The 18,266-nt window shown below is 41.6% G+C and carries 9 protein-coding genes; 2 read left to right on the top strand and 7 right to left on the bottom strand.

The window, feature by feature from the left end; genetic code table 11:
• Positions 1-58 precede the first annotated feature (58 nt).
• The 3 genes from ACH11B_RS20910 to ACH11B_RS20900 form a co-directional block, all read right to left on the bottom strand.
• Complete coding sequence (locus ACH11B_RS20910; RefSeq protein WP_242627174.1) at positions 59-2,359, bottom strand: BamA/TamA family outer membrane protein; 2,301 nt, start codon at positions 2,357-2,359, stop codon at positions 59-61.
• Complete coding sequence (locus ACH11B_RS20905) at positions 2,349-7,628, bottom strand: translocation/assembly module TamB domain-containing protein (RefSeq protein WP_377608747.1); 5,280 nt, start codon at positions 7,626-7,628, stop codon at positions 2,349-2,351. Before ACH11B_RS20905 ends, ACH11B_RS20910 begins: the two co-directional genes overlap by 11 nt.
• 246 nt (positions 7,629-7,874) lie before the next feature.
• On the bottom strand, positions 7,875-8,075 hold the full coding sequence (locus ACH11B_RS20900) for a hypothetical protein (protein ID WP_013667181.1): 201 nt from the start codon (positions 8,073-8,075) through the stop codon (positions 7,875-7,877).
• A 151-nt stretch (positions 8,076-8,226) separates the two neighbouring features.
• On the opposite strand from ACH11B_RS20900, the gene ACH11B_RS20895 reads away from it, so the two are divergent.
• Together ACH11B_RS20895 and ACH11B_RS20890 are read left to right on the top strand one after the other, a co-directional pair.
• Entirely contained in the window at positions 8,227-8,448 is a 222-nt protein-coding gene (locus ACH11B_RS20895) for a hypothetical protein (protein ID WP_130855813.1), read from the top strand.
• Between the two features lie 67 nt (positions 8,449-8,515).
• Positions 8,516-9,595 carry a Gfo/Idh/MocA family protein gene (locus tag ACH11B_RS20890; protein ID WP_377608749.1) on the top strand — a complete coding sequence of 360 codons (1,080 nt, stop codon included), beginning with the start codon at positions 8,516-8,518 and terminating at the stop codon, positions 9,593-9,595.
• 39 nt (positions 9,596-9,634) lie between these two features.
• Here the strand turns inward: ACH11B_RS20890 and ACH11B_RS20885 are convergent, their stop codons facing one another.
• Genes ACH11B_RS20885 through ACH11B_RS20870 form a run of 4 tightly spaced genes read right to left on the bottom strand, consistent with a single transcriptional unit; the run spans position 9,635 to position 18,123 of the window.
• A complete protein-coding gene (locus ACH11B_RS20885) occupies positions 9,635-10,501 on the bottom strand; it encodes a hypothetical protein (RefSeq protein WP_377608751.1) in 867 nt (288 codons plus the stop codon).
• A 19-nt stretch (positions 10,502-10,520) separates the two neighbouring features.
• The gene (locus tag ACH11B_RS20880) at positions 10,521-12,110 is read right to left on the bottom strand and encodes a RagB/SusD family nutrient uptake outer membrane protein (RefSeq protein WP_377608753.1); all 1,590 of its coding nucleotides are present in this window, start codon (positions 12,108-12,110) and stop codon (positions 10,521-10,523) included.
• A 19-nt stretch (positions 12,111-12,129) separates the two neighbouring features.
• Entirely contained in the window at positions 12,130-15,225 is a 3,096-nt protein-coding gene (locus tag ACH11B_RS20875; protein WP_377608755.1) for a SusC/RagA family TonB-linked outer membrane protein, read from the bottom strand.
• Between the two features lie 39 nt (positions 15,226-15,264).
• A complete protein-coding gene (locus ACH11B_RS20870) occupies positions 15,265-18,123 on the bottom strand; it encodes a TIM-barrel domain-containing protein (protein ID WP_377608757.1) in 2,859 nt (952 codons plus the stop codon).
• Positions 18,124-18,266 lie beyond the last annotated feature (143 nt).

Below are 18,266 nucleotides of genomic sequence, written 5' to 3'. Positions count from 1 at the left end.
GTGTTACCGTTGCTACTAACAACTTAAAAACTTAAAACCTAAAACTTATAACGTATAACTAAAACGGATAACCAATAGCCAAGTTGAAGACCAAGTTATCACGTCGCCAATCAGGGTCTCTAAAATTAATTTTATTGAAAACCCAGCGCTGGCCATCCGGTAAATAAGGGATACGGAGTGGAATAGCAAGATCCGTTCTTAAAATGAGGAAAGTCAGATCAAAGCGGAGCCCTACGCCGCCGCCAACCGCTAATTCCTTAAAGAAATTCTTGGAAAATTTGCCACCTTGAAATACCGTATCTGCATTTTGTAACCAAATGTTACCGGCGTCGATAAAGGCCGCCCAATCTAATATACTAACAATCTTAGACCGATACTCTAAATTGAATTCCATGCGGATATCACCGGTCATATCCGGAACGAAATTGTCGTTTCCAAATCGCTCGGGGTTATAAGATCCCGGACCAATTGCCCGGGCTCTAAAAGCACGTAAACTGTTAGGCCCACCCGCAAAGAACTGCTTCACATAGGGAAGTCGGGTCGAATTGCCATAGGAATAACCATAACCAAACAAAGCACGAGCGGCAAGCGTCCGATTTTGCCCCAGCTTCATATAATGACGGTACTCAATTTCGGTTTTAATATATTGCGAAAATGCAGCGTTAAAAATACTGTCTTGCTTCCCTTTTTTTACGTTTGATCCCAAAATCAAACCAACGGTATTGGCGGAAAGATCCAAACCACCGGAAAAGTAAAAGGTATGTTTCCTATCGGTTTCCATGGTATTGGTATAGGTAAATTTGTAGTTCGGACCAAAGGTGAACTGTCGGTCGATCGCTCTTTGTAAATAGGGAAACTCTGTAGCTAAGCTATCGTAAAAGCGGGTTACATTTACCGGTTGCACGTAGGCAACGTCTAATACGTTCAGTTGATGTGTTTTTTTTGCGGATTCCTGCCAGTTATAGCCCCATGCAAAACGTAACGAATTCAAACGGTAGGCCTGTCGTCTATTTAGAAATTCGTAGCCTACCAGCGTGGTAGTATGCGGGACGAACCGACGCGTAGGCTCCCAACCAAAAGGAGCAATGATACGTGGCCAAGTTAAGGAGGCTTCTAAACCATAACGGTAAAAATTCGAGTTGATATTGATACCACCACCTGATTGCACTTCGTAGCCGCCATAAGCAGTTAAACGTAAAAGTTCAGCTCCTTTGAACGCATTTCGATGACTCCAGCTGACGTTAACCTCGGAACCATTGTAAACAGCAGCTGTTTTACCAAGCAATTCAACACGTACGGCCTTTTTTTGTTGTGGCGTAAGGTAGTAATGGACATCTAATTTATTGCTTTTTCCACGATCGGCCAACATAAAGTTATTTTTGACAAAGCGGAAAGTTCCCATTCCGACAAGCTGACTAATCGTTTGATTTTGCCGATCTCGGTTATAGAGATCGCCTTTATGGAAAAACATCGTTCTGGCGAGTGCAAACTTTCGAAAGGTCCGATGTGGATCTATAAAATAAAAGCCTTTGTATTCTTCGGCATCTTTGGGAGTAGCCACTTCATAATTACCCTGAACTAGTGAATATTCCGGATAAATGAAAATGTTGTTGATCGTATAAGGTTGTTTCGCATTTTTTGGTGTTTCCTCTTTTAGTTTGACATTCATATCTACCATGTGATTGCCAATCATACTGTCTACTTGTACCAGAAGGTGATCAGGGCTGAAAAAATAATAACCTTTATCCTTGAGGATATTATCAATCCGCTCGCGTTCCGCAATGATCCTATCCAAGTTATAAGGTCTACCGGGCACCAAAAGCGATCCTTCCTGCGCTAATTTTAACTCCCTTCCAATCTGTGTAGTTGTGTCAGCTTCATACGTTACTTTATTGATACGGTAAATTTTATTGGTCGTAGCTACATAGTTCAGCGTCGCCTTTCTGTTTTCAATAGTCGTATCTGTCGTTACATAAGCATTAAAGAAGCCGATGTTTTCCAACCTATTCCTGACGAGATTTTCATTGTACGGAACATTTACATCTTGGAGCAATACCGGAGGTTCACCTACTTTATTTTTCAACCAGTGTTTAAAACCTTTGTTTTTCTTGGGCTGACCGGCAATGTTATAGAAATAGAGTTTGGTACGTAAGCCTAAAAACTTCTTATTCGGACGCGGCCGTAGCACCCCCTCCAGTCGTTCGGTTAGCGGTCCTCTATACTGGTCCGGAATCGAATCGTTATTCAATTCCACCTCACCTTTCACATACAAGTTTTCACCTTCCTTTAAATACTTGATATTACTACAGGAAGCAAAAAGTACTGAAATCGCTATATATGTGTATATTTTAATTCTCATCGTTGCTCTTCTCTGATGATTCTTGCTCTGTAAATTCATCCTCATTCCGGTAGGCTTTGTTTAACTTTTCGACGTGATCCGCAGGTATGTCTTCTTGCTTTTCTTCGGCCACCCCATCTTCTTTCTTCGTCTCCTTAGGTTGATGGTCATTGCGGCGCTCCACACTATCCTGGCCGTTTTCATCCTCCTCATCATTTTTTTCCAAATGCTCTTTCATTTCCTCTGCTCGTTCTTCATTAAGCTTTTGAATGCGCTTAGCGCTCATAAACAGCTCCCTGAATTCATCGTAATTCATATTGATAATGAAACCCAGCCCTGTCTCAATAAATTGGCCCTGTAGGGTTACCTGATATTGATTTTTTCGATATACACGGGCGATATAACGACCGTCTCTTGATAATTGGTATTCAACCGAGATATCACCCGCAATATTCGTAGCCTTTTGACCAGGTTGCGTAGCTCCTTCTAATTCAAAATTGGAGCCGACGGTCACTTTCAACCGATCATCTAACATTCGTTTTGAAACCCCGACGTTTAGATCTGTCCGATTTTGCGCTTGCCCGGTGCTATAGTCATCAGCAGTAGATTGTAGATCAAAATTCAATTCTACACCGGCAATTAGATCACCGGCCATTTTATTTAGCTGACTTGTTAACAAACTACTAACGCTGGATCGTACCATCGTTTCAGTGCTGGATCCGCCTGCACTGGAGAAAGGATTCTCAGCGATAAACCTACCTAATACAATCAGAGCAAAGGTCTGCTTGTTCATCTCCGAAGGGTTGTCTCGTAGTTGTGCCAGTTTTGCTTCTACATTTTGGGTCACATCCTGCGATACCGTATTGGCATTTCCGCCGGTTCCCAAATCAATGTCAAAAGAAATCTCGGGTTTTAACATTTTGCCCCCTATATGAAGATTGACATTGAAAGGAAGGCGTTGTCGATAATAATTTGCTTGCGTGCCGGTAACCTGTACCAAATCAATCGGTTGTGCTTGCAAGGTATAAACTGCCGTCATATTAAGATCAGCGTCCATAATGTCGCCACCCCAAGTGATTGTACTTCCTTTTTTAAAGTCAAATCTTCTTTTGATCATATTAAAGGATAGGGAATAGTTACCTTCTTCCACTTCGTAAGTTCCGGCAAGGGTCATTTCGCCGCCCGGATTGATACCGAAGTTAAGTAGAGCCTGGCCTTTGACAAATAATTTATCGCCGGTTCCGGGATCAACGATCACAGTAAAGGCCGCGTTTCTATCCACATCGATATTTAAGGATATGTTCATCCCGGTAATGGTATTGCCCGTCGTTTCGGTTGTATCGTAAACCGCTAAGATCTCCGTGCTATCTCGAGGACTCAAACTAGTAAATTCTACAATGCCCTCACGTTCCACTAAACCGGGATCCGTTTCCGGCATGGTCAGTGTCATGTCGGTATTTTCATTGACTCTTAAGGTACCATTCACAGACGGACTCATGGCTGCGCCACGGATACGCAGGTCGGTATCGATGTTCAGTTTTCCATAGAATAAGTTGTTATCGACCTCTGTAGAATTTAAAACCTGGAAATCATCAGCTTTTACGTCCATACCCAAAGCAAATTCGGTATACGTCTTTGTTCTGATATTGCCATTGATAATCGCTTTATTACCAACACTATCAGTCAAGGTAAATTGTTTAAAGCTGATGCCTCGATCATTGAAATTAATCCGCTGCTGATCCATGTTAAACGTAGCGTTTAGCATGGAAATATTCATTCTGGCTCGGTTAAAGATCAAATCGCCGTTGATGATCGGTGCATCTAAACTTCCCGTTAAATCAAGCTTTCCGGAAATGCTTCCGGATGAGCGCCTTAAATTGCCGAAACTAAAGGCTTCGATGGTACTCATATTAAGATTATTAACCAACAAATCAAAATCCATCGTAGATTCGGCGTCAAGCGGTGTAATATAGTCGCCACTTAATTGAATATCGTTTCCTTTTCCTTGAATAGTAATATTCGCATTGTAGGTGTTTTCCTTCGCATTATTTATTTGAAGGCCAATATCTCCAATAGTGTCTTTGCCAAAGTAGAAGTCGTTGATGGTTATATCGGATGTAAAAACGGGGTAGCCATCGAGTCGATCGACTAAGGCATTACCGTTTATTCCGCCACCTAAGTCTAAATTTGCACTTTCCACCATATTAGCAAACGTTTCAATACGAAAGTTTTTGAAATTAACGGCTAAAGGTGAATTGGGTACGGAGTCTTGCGATGCAATAGTCATTTCTTGCCCATTTTGGCTGAGATCGAAGTGAGAAGCCAATAAACCTTTTGCGCCAAAGCTAATAGTGTTTTGGGGATTAACGGACCATTTGTCATAATTTAACATAAGGCCGTTTTCCTTTAAGGAAAAGAGAAAGTCTTCGGCACGGGCCTGTAGATTAGCGCCCAAATGATATTGCTCTTTACCTTTCTTATCTTTGATCCACAAACCCGCATCAATAGAACTGTTCTTTACGGTACCGCTTAAAAGTGTATTCATGATTTCGATACCGGATACTTTAATGTTATTAATAAGTGCAGCGTAGTAGAGTGTACTATCTAAAGTGTTGACATCAAAGCTAACATTTTGTATATCGGTGCCTGCATATACCGCCTTCGGTGCAACACCCTTAATGTTGATCGATTTGGTTTCGCTATTGAAGTTGCCGTCTAAAGTAATAGGTTGCATTTCGGTTAGTTCCGGCATTACACGGATGATGAGTGGTGACCTTCTGAAAGTTGCACCAAATTCGATTTGTGCAGGACTATATGCAGGAATGGTGTCCGGTAGGCCTGTCTTTTTATTAATGGCCGGATTGGGATTATAATACGTGTTTAGTACATCCTGAAAAGCATAGGATAAAGAAGTTAGTTTATAAGATCCAATCATATGTGCATTGAGAAACTCAGAACGTAATTGTAAGAGATTTTGACTACTGTCAGTCTGCGCAATCAAACTGATCGTGTCTAATACGTATCGATCAGTATTATAAGCGATAATAGCATTTGTTAAATCCAGCTTTCCATTGAGATAATCTGGATCGGCTGAATCAAAATTAGCAAGCAATTTGCCATGAAACCGGATATTGTCGTTGGTCAGGTTTAAATTTTTGGTGTTGATACTATCCACTAGTAGATCCATGTTAAACGTTGGGTATCGCTCTTTCAAGTTTGCAAATGCCTGCATTTCCAGGCTTATGTTTGGATCTTTACTGCTAAGCGATGCTTTTACATCGCCACTATTGGCTGTGGCCGCTAAGTTTATATTGGTATAGGTATAACCCATAGCCTCCGCACGTATCAGCTTGGCTTTGGCATCTGCTACTAGTTTAGATGGATCAAGACCTTTCCCTTTGATTTGTGCAGCAAATGATATCTTTCCAAGTGTTGAATCCATCTTCATCAGATGACCTACATTCACATCTTGGATTGTAATATCTGCATCATAACTCGTATCCCTTTGGGCGGCATAGTTTGCTCGGAGATTTGCATTTCCCATAGATGATCGAAGATGCATGTTGGTAGTAAATTGATTAAGCCCTCCTTTGAACGTACCGTTCAAGTTCAGCTGTTTTGGCAATTCGATGCTATCAGGCAGCATGCTCTTCGCTACCAAGCGATCCAGGTCTCGCTTTCCGGTCTGTAGATCTTTTAATTGTAAATCGATATAGAATTTGTCGATGTCAGGTAATCCTTTTATATGTGCGCTAGCTTGCAAGCGGGTTTGATCTAAGGTTGTAAATGTCAAATTAGCTATGCGAAGATCATCAACACGCCCCTTTACGTTTCCGTCCACAAAAAAGGTATGGCCGAGTAGCGGCTTCATTACTTCCATCGTGTCTAAATCCGGAACTAACAAGAGTACATCCTTCATTCCAATTTTACTCTTTTGGATATTAGCATTCAATTGAATTTCGCCAATGCGCTCCGTAATTTGTTCCAGCGAGGGATAGTTTACCCGGGCATAGTTTCGAATAAGGGTGTTAGGGGTTTCAATGTATAAGTCTTTTGCCTCCGCGCCTTTTTCTGTATAGACGAAATCAGCTTCCGCTTTCGTGATGGTAAAGCCACTTCTATCCTTGAAATTCAATTGGTTTAGCTTCCCACTTATCGAATCAATCGAAAAGAAAAAGTCAGACATTTTCAGGTCTACGCCCGTCATATCAAGATTTCCATAATCCATGCCCTTGGACACTTTTGGCTGATTTGCGTCAAAATAAGCAAGTTTATTCTTTCCAATAATTAAGTCGGAGATATTTACTTGCCATTTTATAGGTGCGGTTTCGCCGGTATCAAGCGTAGAGGTGCTAGGGGTTGGTTTTTGTATCCTTCCAAAGGATACCTTTGCCGTATTGTTTTCTAATACGGCCTGTTTTATATCTATTCGCTCGCCACTCAAATCGATGTCTTTAAAATCAACCAAAAGTCGATCAAACAGAACTTGCGCATTTAAAGCACTTGCTTCGTCCACGTATTGTGCTTTGATATCTTCTAAGCTGACACTGCCAAGTTGAATGTCGGGGAGGGGAGCCTCTTCTCCAACGGCTGCTTCCACTCCTAAGTTTTTGCTAGATGGGATCGCTGTGGAGTCTGCTACCGTCCATTGTCTGATAGCTGTATTGACTCCTTGGATGTTGATCTTTGGAATCTCGAAACGCATTTTGTTCAGGTCGAAAGTCTTAATCCGTGTATCTAAATGGCCTAAATTGAAATCGGCATTGGTACCAATAACTTCGTCTTCATAAACGAGTCGAATACGGTTGAGATTAATCTTATCAATCGAAAACTCCATGCTGGAGGTTGTATCTTCCGGCTTAGGCTGCGTTTGCTCTTCACTAACAAATGCTCGCATAATGTAATCGAAGTTGAAGCTACTGTCAGGTAAAGTGCGGTCAATCTTGACGGTAATGCCTCTTAAATCGATTTCGTTTATTTCCACTTTGTTTTTTAGGAGCTTAAGTAGACTTATATCGACTTTTAATTGCTCTCCTGCGAGCAATGTATCTTTCTTTTGGTCTTCGAAATAAACACCTTCCAATACCAATAATTTAGGTAAATCGAGCGATACCCTTTCAATTTTAACCGGCGTTTCGATTTTTTTCTCCAGATAGGATACTACTTGTTGGACCAAAATATTTTGAACGGCTGGAATACGAATTAAAATAAAAATCAGGAGTACTAAACCAATGATACTACCAACGACCCATAAAATGGTCTTGAGTGCAATTCTTCCAACTTTATTCAAAATAATATATTCTTAAAAGTGTTCCCAAATTCATGTGTTTTCGAAGCCCTAACGAATGCTGTCTCTCTTTTGCTTTTCACCTGTTTGTGTTAATGACCATCTTCCCCGGTAAACCTTCAGCACTCAAATAGTTGTGCAGAATAGAAAAAACAAAGGTATCAAACTTTGATAAAAGACAGGGCCGATCTTGTTTTAAATAACGTTTTTTTTGTTTTTTATACTTGATATTATTGGCAACTTTACTGCTTAGGTAAGCATCCACACAATGATCAGAATAACGACAATCAGCGCCAGTATCAAAAATAAAAATCTTCCTGAACCTCTGTCTGTTTTTTCGAATGCTTCCGGTGCGGGTCCTGGATTTTCTTTATGTGCCACATAATCCTCTTCAGCCTTCGTTTTACTGCTGTTTTTATCATTATCTACCATTTTCTCTCTTCCTGTCATTTTATTAATGCGTCCATCTGAGCTGTTTTTACATTCTTAACTCTAAACACGCTTTTGGACAAAAGGTTTAGCCTAATTCATCCTTTATCTCAGATAAAATCAACAACAAAGCGCTTGTTAAATTGTATTAATAGGGAAGAAGCTTTTTGATATGCATACAGATAAAGAGATTAAGGACTGGGTTTGCAGTCACATTCACCAACTTATTCAGGAAAATGAGGCCTCAAGTGAAACTGAATTCAAAACGAGTGTCGATATAGAAGGGGAGGATGGCCGTGTACATACTTATACTGTTTTTCTGGAAAGAAGCAATATAAATGACAGGGAAGAATGGATTGTCCGTAACATTGTTAGACCGGAGCAATTGCAATAATTAGGATACAATGGCTTTTTGTTTGCCTGAATCACTACCTTTAGCCTGACAGAATAGCCATACACTCATGAATCTATTATTTAAAGTAACGCTTGCTATTGTTTTGCTTATGCCTAACCATCTATTCAGTAGGGAGGTATTAAAAGTTGCCGTGGCTGGCCTAAACCATGATCATGTACATCTTTTGCTGAATTTGTATGAGCAACGGAAAGTTGATATAGTAGGAATAGCTGAATCAGATGAACAGTTAGTGCGAAGAATGCAAACAAGGTATAAAATTCCGGGCAATCTGTTTTACAAAGATCTTGCTACCTTATTACAACATGTAAAGCCAACCGTTGTACTCGCGTACAATCCCACGAATGAGCATGTACAGGTTGCTGAATTATGCATGCCGCTCAAAATACCCGTCATGGTAGAAAAGCCTTTAGCGACCAATACGGGGGAAGCTGCACGGATTGCTCAATTAGCAGAAGAGAATGCCACGCTATTTTTAACTAATTACGAAACTACCTGGTATAGAAGTAACCAACGTCTCAAAGCTTTGCTTCGTGAACAAGCAGCTGGAACTATTAGGAAAATGATGGTGAAAGATGGTCATGAAGGCCCTAAAGAAATAGGATGTAGCGAAGATTTCCTTAATTGGTTAACTGATCCGGTAAAGAATGGGGGCGGTGCTTTAATGGATTTCGGGTGTTATGGAGCTAATTTGATGACTTGGCTTAAAAACGGAGAAAGACCGAAGGCCGTTATGGCTATCACCAAACAGCTCAAACCCATGATTTATCCGAAAGTAGAGGATGATGCTACCCTTGTTCTTGAATATGCGGATGGCAGCACGGGGATTATCCAAGCTTCCTGGTGCTGGCCTTATAGCGTTAAGGATTTACAGGTGTTTACTACGAAAGAGCAGTGGCACGCAGTAAATGGGACCACGCTCCTGAAGTATACTTCGCATCAGAAACCAGAATCGATTTCGCTTACAAACGAGTATTACGAAAATCATGTAGCCTATCTAGAAGCCCTTTTAAAAGGTGAGGTGCGAGCAGACGACGATTTGTCTTCTTTAAACAATAATGTGATTGTTGTAGAAATTTTAGAAGCTGCAAAAAAATCAGCTATGGAAGGTAAGCGTGTTGAGTTGTAAAATAGAAAGCAGGCTTCATACGAAGCCTGCTTTCTATTTTTACTTATTTTGACTTTCAGCAAAGTCTTTAGCTATAAAATTGTATACCAATAGCGCTAAGCCTTCACCGTCGACATCCTTATCACGGTAAACCCCTAATCGCAGCGTGTTTTCATCAAGGGCTAAAATTTCGTAGGTAGTCCAATTAGATACACCGGTAATACCGTTTTTAGCCGGCTTATATCCTCTGAGTATCGTTCCTCCGTTTATCGTTAAGGTTTTGTCGGCTATATTTAGCATATAGGTGCCTTTTTCTTGAACGTTATTTTCCATCCTCTTGATGTTCCGGAAATCGGGACTTGTTAAGAGCGAGAAGGTCATTTCACCATAATCTCCTCGTGCCATATTGTCGGGATAAATTCCTTGCCCGGCATCCCACCAAATAGTCGAGAAATTATTGGGATCAACAAAAGTCATCGGACCCTCAAAAAAAAGGCCGTCGGTGTCGAGCACCCAAGTTTTTTCATGACCGGCGCCACCGGATATATAGGTCCACATAGGATCGCTAACATAATTGAGATTATTCTCAGTAACTGTGATTTTCACAGAATCAACCTCAACAATACCACCACCTGTCATAGCCGAAAACTTAATCGTGTAATCGCCTTTAAATGCATAATGAATGGTATCTTGTTGTCGGGTTGATTTTCCGGTTTGATAATCCCATATGGATACTGTACTAGCTGTGTTATTTTTCAATATAACCGTATTACCACCTGCATCGGCATTGAAATCTTGCACAACTTCGAACTGGATTTGGGACTTATCCAAAGGTTCATCCAATTGATAGTCTTTTTTCTGACAGGAGCTTATCAGTATAGTGATACAAGTCACGATCAGTGCTATATTTATTTTCTTTGCTTTCATTTTTAATAGCTTTAGTATGTTACCACCCTGCATTTTGAACCAGTACACCATTAGACAGGGTTATTTGATTGTTCGGAATTTGTTGTAATCCGTTTGTTTCATTGATTTTCCCGGCACTGATCGTTTTACGCACTTCTTGGCCCCCGTTTAATACGGTGGTGCTTTCAGCGATTGTTGAAGCAGCTACGTCTACGCCTTGGCGTAGTAAATCCCAGTAACGAATTCCTTCTAACGCAAATTCAAGCTTGCGCTCATTCATAATGGCCGACTGACTAACCGGTTGAGCGGAAAAATTAGTGCCAAAAGCACGCCTGCGTACGGCATCAAAATAAGTTTGGGCGTTAGGGCTTCCAAGTTCTGCTGCCATTAAAAGCACATCCGCATAACGAATGGATACATAATCTTGGAATTGGCCAATTTGAAAGTTGACCCCTCCTTTGTTTACGGCAATGCTGTTTCCGTTTTCATCTACCAATGGGCTGTACTTTTTGTTGTAATAGCCGGTATACTCTCTTTGCTTACTTTGATTGGTGAAGTTGATGCCCTCTTCTGCGATGGCGATGATGGAAGCTGTTCTGCGACTATCATTTCTATTATAAGCATTCCATAACTTTGGATTGACAGTTGCGCCACCCCATCCGTTGCCATAAGGAAAACTCCATTGCTCGCGCATGCCAAACATAACCATCCAATGATTACCATCCGTATTTCCATCATAGTCGCTTGTAAAGGTATACTTGATAGCAAAAACGGTTTCTTTATTATCCTCTCCCACATAGTTTTCTAAGGAGGCTGGCCATAGATGAGCAAAATTCTCTACCAACGAAAAGCCTCCGTTATTGATAACGTCTTCCAAGTAGTTGAGTGCAGCATTACGGTCAACCACGCCTACCAAGTCGGTTTGCTTGTAGTAACCTGTATAATAAAGGAACACCCGGCCCATTAAACTTTCAGCTGCCCATTTTGTAACCCGCCCGTAAGTGGCGGTTGGCTGGCTTGCGTAAGATGTTGCCGGCAAATTTTCTATAGCGAACTTAAGATCATTGGCTATAACCGTATAAACTTCATTAGGATCGGCTTGCGGTATATTTTCATTGCTCGGCTCCGTTAATAAAGGAACGTGCCCCCATAACCGGATCATATCAAAATACAAATAGGCACGGATAAAACGTGTTTCTGCTTCGTATACAGGACGCAGATCGGCTTTGTTTCCCCATTCTATACCGTCCAATTTTCCTAAGAGCATATTGCACCGATAGATTGCCTTATAATAGGCGATCCAATTATCAACAAATAAATTTTGGTCAGCGGGTGAACGTAGCCGATCAAATTCGTCCAACATTTGATAACCAAAGCCGTCCGAATTACCCGTACCCCCAAAGCAGTTATCAGATAGGATCTCAGTGGCAACTGGTAAGCTAACGCCACCGGCCCAAACGATCTGTAAACCATCGTAACAGCCGACAAGAGCTTTATATGCATCGTCCGTGGTACGATAAAAGTTTTCATCCGTCAATTCGGTTATTGGCTCTGTATCTAAAAATCCTTTCGTGCACGATCCTAATGTTAACGTGCTCGCTAAAAGCGTATAGAGAATGAAATTTTTCATTTTTTCAATAGATAATTGGTTAAAAAGTAATGTTGGTTCCAATCATAAAAGTTCTTGGGCGTGGATAATAACCTAGGTCGACACCACTGGCAAATCCTTCGGCATATCCTATTTCCGGATCCATACCGTCATATTTCGTAAAAGTGAAGGCGTTCAATACAGAAGCAAATAGGCGAACTTTTCTTAAATAATTCCTTTTAATGATTTTTCCGAAATCATAACCCAATGTAATGGTACTTATACGAAGGAAATCACCGTCATGAATGTATAGGTCAGAAAAGTTAGTCCAGTTACGTGCATCTTCGGTAATGCGAGGAGTGGTATTCGATGATCCCGGCCCGTGCCAACGGTCAAGTATGGCGGTTGTGTAATTGGAATATGGATCCGTATGATTGCGGTACGATTGCACTAATTGATTACCTGCCACGCCCGAAGCCTGAATTGCTAAATCGAAACCTTTATAATTAGCTGTAATACTGAAACCATAGGTAAAGTCGGGGTTTGGGTTGCCAATCATGGTTTTATCCGTTTCGCCGATCTGTCCGTCACCGTTTACATCAACATAACGAACATCACCCGGTTGTGCACTGGGTTGTATAAGTGTACCATTGGCATTGCGGTAGCTGTTAACCTCGTCTTCAGTCTGGAAAATCCCATTTGTTTTATATCCCCAGAAATAGCCAATGGGAAAGCCGTTTTGTGCACGATAAAACTCACCGGAGTTAGCAAACAGTAAATTGTTGGCACCATGGATAATTCCGTCTGCAGTGGGTATACTGCCTACTTTATTTTTATTGTAAGTACCATTAAGGCCTACACTGTAGTTAAACTCACCAATATGATCATGATAATTCAATGCAAGTTCTACACCGGTGTTTTTCACATCACCGCCATTTATAAATGGTCCGTCTGCTCCCGCTGTTGCCAACACGGGAACCTGGATTAACCAATCTTTTGTGATTTTATCATACCAATCAAAGGTAATGTCCAGCCGATTTTGTAACAATCGGGCATCGAAGCCGATGTTTGTCTGTTGCGAAGTTTCCCATTTCAGGTTAACATTGCTTAAGCGACTTGGATAGGCGCCCGGTGTAAGCACACCTTCTTGATTTCCAAAGATGTAATTGGTATTCAGGAATGTTACCGGCGACATAAATTGAAAGGCATCTATTCTTTGATTGCCAACCTGTCCCCAGCTCGCCCTTAGTTTAAAGAAATCCAACCAGTTTTTGGTGCTTTCTGCAAAAGCCTCGTTGGAGATAACCCAACCGGCAGAAATGGACGGAAAATATCCCCAACGATTACCGCGCGCAAATCGCGATGAACCATCCGCTCTAAAGGTCGCATTTAATAAATACGTGCCTTTATAGTTATAGTTAAGCCGTCCAAAATAGGACATGCGCTTATCCGCATCATCGGGTGCACCCCTTAAGGTCATCTGTGCTGCATCATTAGCGTTGGTGGCATTAGATAACCAGGCGTGCTCTAGATCGTTGAAGACCGCATTTATATTGGCTCCCCAGATACTCGATCCATCGTATTGAAAGGCCGAAGATCCAACCATGGCCTCAAAGTGGTGATCGTCTTTTATATCGAACGTATAACTAAGTAAATTATCCCATAGGAGGGATTTATTCTTTCCCATATTTTGATTAATTCTGGAAAAATCATTGAAAGAATAAGCAGAAAGCCTATATATGGGGGTAAAAGATCTACTTTCATTAACATTATAGTCCAGCCCTAAGCTGGTTCTAAAACGTAGGCCTTTAATAGGTTCTACTATTAAATAAACATCGCCAAATAAACGCTGACTATTGCGATCATTTTGATTGCTATAATACATGGTTGCATAAGGGTTTGCCTCACCTGTGTTCCAAGAGGAATTGGTGTTGTCATAGAAATTCCCCTCTTCATCGTACATTGGCACCAAAGGACTGGTATTGAAAGCCCCCCTTAACGAGTTGTTGTATTGATTACCTACCCCAATCCCGTTACTGTTCAAATAGGTAAATGTGAGATGTTCTCCTAACCGTATAATGTCATTGTATAAGTTGTGTTCTGAATTGATGCGATAATTGAAACGCTCATAGTTGGATAAACTTTTACCTCCTACAATTCCCTCCTGCGACGTATACGCAAAGGAAGTCGAATAGGTTGATTTTGTACTGCCCCCTTGTGCACTTAGCGAATAATTTTGCGTTAATGCATTATCCTTGAACATTTCGTCCATCCACATGGTCCCTTCTCCGAGATTGGTTATCTCTTCATTCGTAAAATAAGGCACTTTTCCGGCGTTAATAGCTCCTTCGTTCATAATAATGGCGTATTGTTTGGCATTGAGCATATCGATTTTCCTTGCCAATTTTTGTAAGCCGGTATAAGTGTCCACGGAAATTTGTGCGGGCTGATCCGATTTACCTGTTTTAGTAGTAACGAGTATCACGCCATTGGCGGCCTGTGAGCCATAAATAGCCGCAGAAGCAGCATCCTTTAGCACATCTATGGAGGCGATGTCGTTGGGATTCAGGTAACTGATGTCGTTTGTTAAAACACCGTCTACTACGTAAAGTGGACTGGCATTGGCGATTGTTCCGACACCCCGGATGATGACACGCATGCTTTCTCCCGGCTGTCCGGAGGTTGAACTAATCTGAACCCCCGGTGTTTGTCCTTGTAAAGCTTGCAGTGCATTGGTTGTGCTTTGCTTTTGAATGTCATCGCCTTTTACTTGAACAGAGGCACCGGTTATCAACTTTTTCTGCTGCACGCCATAGCCTACCACTACTACCTCGTCTAGATTTCCTGTTGTTGGCTCGAGCGCGACGTTAATAGGTGCAGCGGATGTCAATTTTACTTCCTTTTCTTGCATACCGATATAGGAAAATATCAATGACTGGCCAACGTTGGCATTAATGGAGAAATTACCGTTTTCGTCGGTTGATATACCCTGAGCGGTCCCTTTGATTTTTACACTTACTCCTGGAATAGGAAGTCGGTCTTCCGTAGAGACCACCTTCCCTCTAATTGCTTGTTGGGCGAATGTCAATTGTACTGAAAATAGCAGTAAAAGAGCCCATAATTCAAGCTGTTTAATGGTTTTTTTGAATGTTAGCATATTCATGTTTTTAGGTCTTACCGTTGCTGGCTTGTTTATTTAATTGTTTGTTAGTTTTACCTTGATACTATTGCCCTTATAGCTCACGCTTGTGTTGGGTTTAGCTTGGCTATCTATACCGCTAGGTCGTTGCTTGCTGACAAAAACGATGTTAAACATCCGACTTTTAGGCGCGGCCGTGTAGTTTCCTGTTCTTTTTGAAAAGGTGACTGTTTTTGTTTGATCGTCGTATTCAATTTGAATGTAGTTAAAACCTCCTTTTTCATAGTTATAGGTGAGTCCATCGTCTTCATACAAGGTGAAATCGCCATTTCCGCCTTCGAAAACATACAACGTAGTGGCTTGATCATTTTTTTCGTCAGTATACTGTAAGGAGGGGCCCAACGGTAGAATGGAGCCCGCTTTAACAAAAACAGGTATACGCTCGAAGGGAGCAGGTGCATCGATTTGTTGGCCTCCTTGGACCTGTTCACCGGTGTAAAAGTTATACCAGGAAGTTCCGGTCGGTAAATAGAGGGTGCGACTGTTGGCTCCTTTACGGGTGACCGGGTTGACAAGCAAGGACGGACCCAACATAAACTGGTCGTTGATATTGTAAGTTTTAGTATCGCCGGTGAAGTCCATAGCCAATCCCCGTAGTATACTATAGTCATCGTGATAGGTTTTACAGGCTAAGCTATACAGATAGGGAAGCAACCGATAACGTAGGCGTATATAGTATACCATGCTATTGTAGGCCGGATGTCCTTCAGGAGCGATGTTAAAGGGCTCTCGGAACGGGAACTGCCCGTGTGCCCTAAAAATAGGCGTAAAAGCGCCAAACTGGTGCCATCTGCTATTTAGTTCGCGCCATTCTTCCTGATCGGCAGCTTGAGGTTGGTAATATCTTTTTTCAACTAAAAAGCCGCCAACATCCATTGTCCAATAGGGAAGTCCGGACATTGAGAAATTCACACCAGCTGCTATCTGGTCTTTCATATCATTCCAGGTAGAAGCAATATCTCCACTCCATGTGGCAGCGGCGTAGCGCTGCTGCCCGGAAAACCCTGAACGTGTAAGCATAAAAATTCGTTTATTAGGATCTTCCGCTCGCTGACCTTCATAAATTCCTTTGGCATTTTGCAATGGGAAGGCATTATAATAACGTGTCGAAGATCCGATAGACGGTTGAAACACGTCTTTCCTTTCCTGAACACTTATATTCGAATGAATATCCGGTTCGCTAGCATCCATCCAGAAAGCATCAACACCTTTTTGATAGAGCTTTTTATTGAGCAAGTCCCAGAATCCGCGTCTTGCCTCGGCATTGAAAGGATCGTAAAACGTAGAAGTGTATCCTTTTCCTATCCAATCTTTCCTGCCATCCGCAATGTTTCGTCTATATAGCCAACCATTTTCCATGAATTGAGAATAGGTGGTAGCTTCTTGGTTAAATTTAGGCCATACGGAAATCATGAGTTTGAAATGGTCTTTATGCAGTTGAGAGATCATTCCTGTTGCATCAGGGAAGCGTGCAGCATCAAAATTTTGGCCTCCCCAATCTTTTTCGGGCCAATATGACCAATCGAGTACAAGATTATCAATTGGAATGCGGCGCCGCCTAAATTCTTTGGCTACTTCTAGGATTTCAGCTTGCGTTTTATAGCGCTCGCGACTTTGCCAATAACCAAACACCCATTTGGGCATTACGGGTGCCTTTCCGGTAAGCGTACGATACCCACTGATTACGTGGTCCATATTACTTCCTTTAATAAAGTAGTAGTCAATGCCATCACCCGCTTCTGAATCGAAGCCAAAGATTCGTCGCCCTGCTTGTGGAATGGGGCGTTGCCAATTTATTCCTAAATACGACTGGGCGCCTTCCGGTTTCCAATCGATTTGTATGGCGTGTTTCTCATTGGCCTCCGTGGCGAATTCCAATTCGAAGCTTCCGGCATTCCATGATTCCCTCCACCGGTCCTGTAAAAGTTTGCCGTCGATCCAAACCTTGATATAGCCTGCATACTTAAAGTGTAGACGTTGTTTGCCGGTTAAAGGAGAGCTAAAGTGACCCTCGTAACGAACTAAACACTTGGAGAGGTCAATTCCTTGAGGAAATTTATATAAATCACTCAGATCATTGTAATCGATATCCGATTCGGCGCGCGTTGTAAAAACCTCTTTTTCGTTTTCTTTATTTACATAGCTCGCTGTTAACCAGCCTTGTTGACCATCTTTTGCATACAATGCTAAACTGGATAAAGGCAATAGTTCGCGCGTGTCTCCGACTTTAGTAATAGCGTAATTATTCCATAAGAGCCCATAGTTTTTTGTAGACAATAACATTGGTACGGCAACATCGGTGTTGTATTGCAAAAGGGTGACTTGCTTGCCCTGGTAATTCATAATACCGTTTTGATGTTGGCCAAGTCCGTATAAGCCTTCGTCTTCACTTATTTTAAAATCTTGCTTTATTTTGTAAAACACATCACCGTTGGCAACGCCTGGAGTAAATGCTTGGGCATTTCTTGGCATTTCGTATAAGATGGTATCACCATTAGGATTTAAGAAGGCTATCTGGCCTGTCAGCAGGGAAATACTAAGTTGAAGCACTTTGTTTTTGAGGTGAATGGTATTCCCGGTTTCCTCAATAGCGTGTGGCGTCGACTTACTTTGAAGTGTATCGGTGATGGAAAGTTGGGCCGACTGCTTTACCGAGTTGTTTAAGGGGGTTGACCTGATATGTACAATGCTGTCACGAATGAATTCAATTGCTAGATTTTGATCAATCGTTCCGGGAGCATTTCTAAATGTCAACGAAATTCCGTTTTCAGTTTTTCGATAATCAGCTTTCTGTGCATTTACCAGTAGTGGTAAACTGCAACAAAGTAGGGCAAAAAGAGTAGGTAATTTTGGCATGTTTTGTTACAAAAAAAATTCTTGTTTTACAAGTTTTGGTTAGTTTGTTTTGGTTAGTCCTGTAAAACTTGTGAGACAAAACTACGCGTACACCCAATATGGGAGGGGACGGAAATGTTTATAAATAGGGGTATTTTGGTTAA

This window comes from Olivibacter sp. EAT-5 (assembly GCF_044784325.1).
Classification (GTDB): Bacteria; Bacteroidota; Bacteroidia; order Sphingobacteriales; family Sphingobacteriaceae; genus Olivibacter; species Olivibacter oleidegradans.
Note: the sequence above shows the minus strand (reverse complement) of the source record. Positions and strands in the feature narration are given on the sequence as shown.

Coding starts and splice junctions, on each gene's coding strand:
- ACH11B_RS20910 (WP_242627174.1), bottom strand. CDS start 2,359: ATGAGAATTAAAATATACACATATATAGCGATTTCAGTACTTTTTGCT.
- ACH11B_RS20900 (WP_013667181.1), bottom strand. CDS start 8,075: ATGACAGGAAGAGAGAAAATGGTAGATAATGATAAAAACAGCAGTAAA.
- ACH11B_RS20895 (WP_130855813.1), top strand. CDS start 8,227: ATGCATACAGATAAAGAGATTAAGGACTGGGTTTGCAGTCACATTCAC.
- ACH11B_RS20890 (WP_377608749.1), top strand. CDS start 8,516: ATGAATCTATTATTTAAAGTAACGCTTGCTATTGTTTTGCTTATGCCT.
- ACH11B_RS20885 (WP_377608751.1), bottom strand. CDS start 10,501: ATGAAAGCAAAGAAAATAAATATAGCACTGATCGTGACTTGTATCACT.
- ACH11B_RS20880 (WP_377608753.1), bottom strand. CDS start 12,110: ATGAAAAATTTCATTCTCTATACGCTTTTAGCGAGCACGTTAACATTA.
- ACH11B_RS20875 (WP_377608755.1), bottom strand. CDS start 15,225: ATGCTAACATTCAAAAAAACCATTAAACAGCTTGAATTATGGGCTCTT.
- ACH11B_RS20870 (WP_377608757.1), bottom strand. CDS start 18,123: ATGCCAAAATTACCTACTCTTTTTGCCCTACTTTGTTGCAGTTTACCA.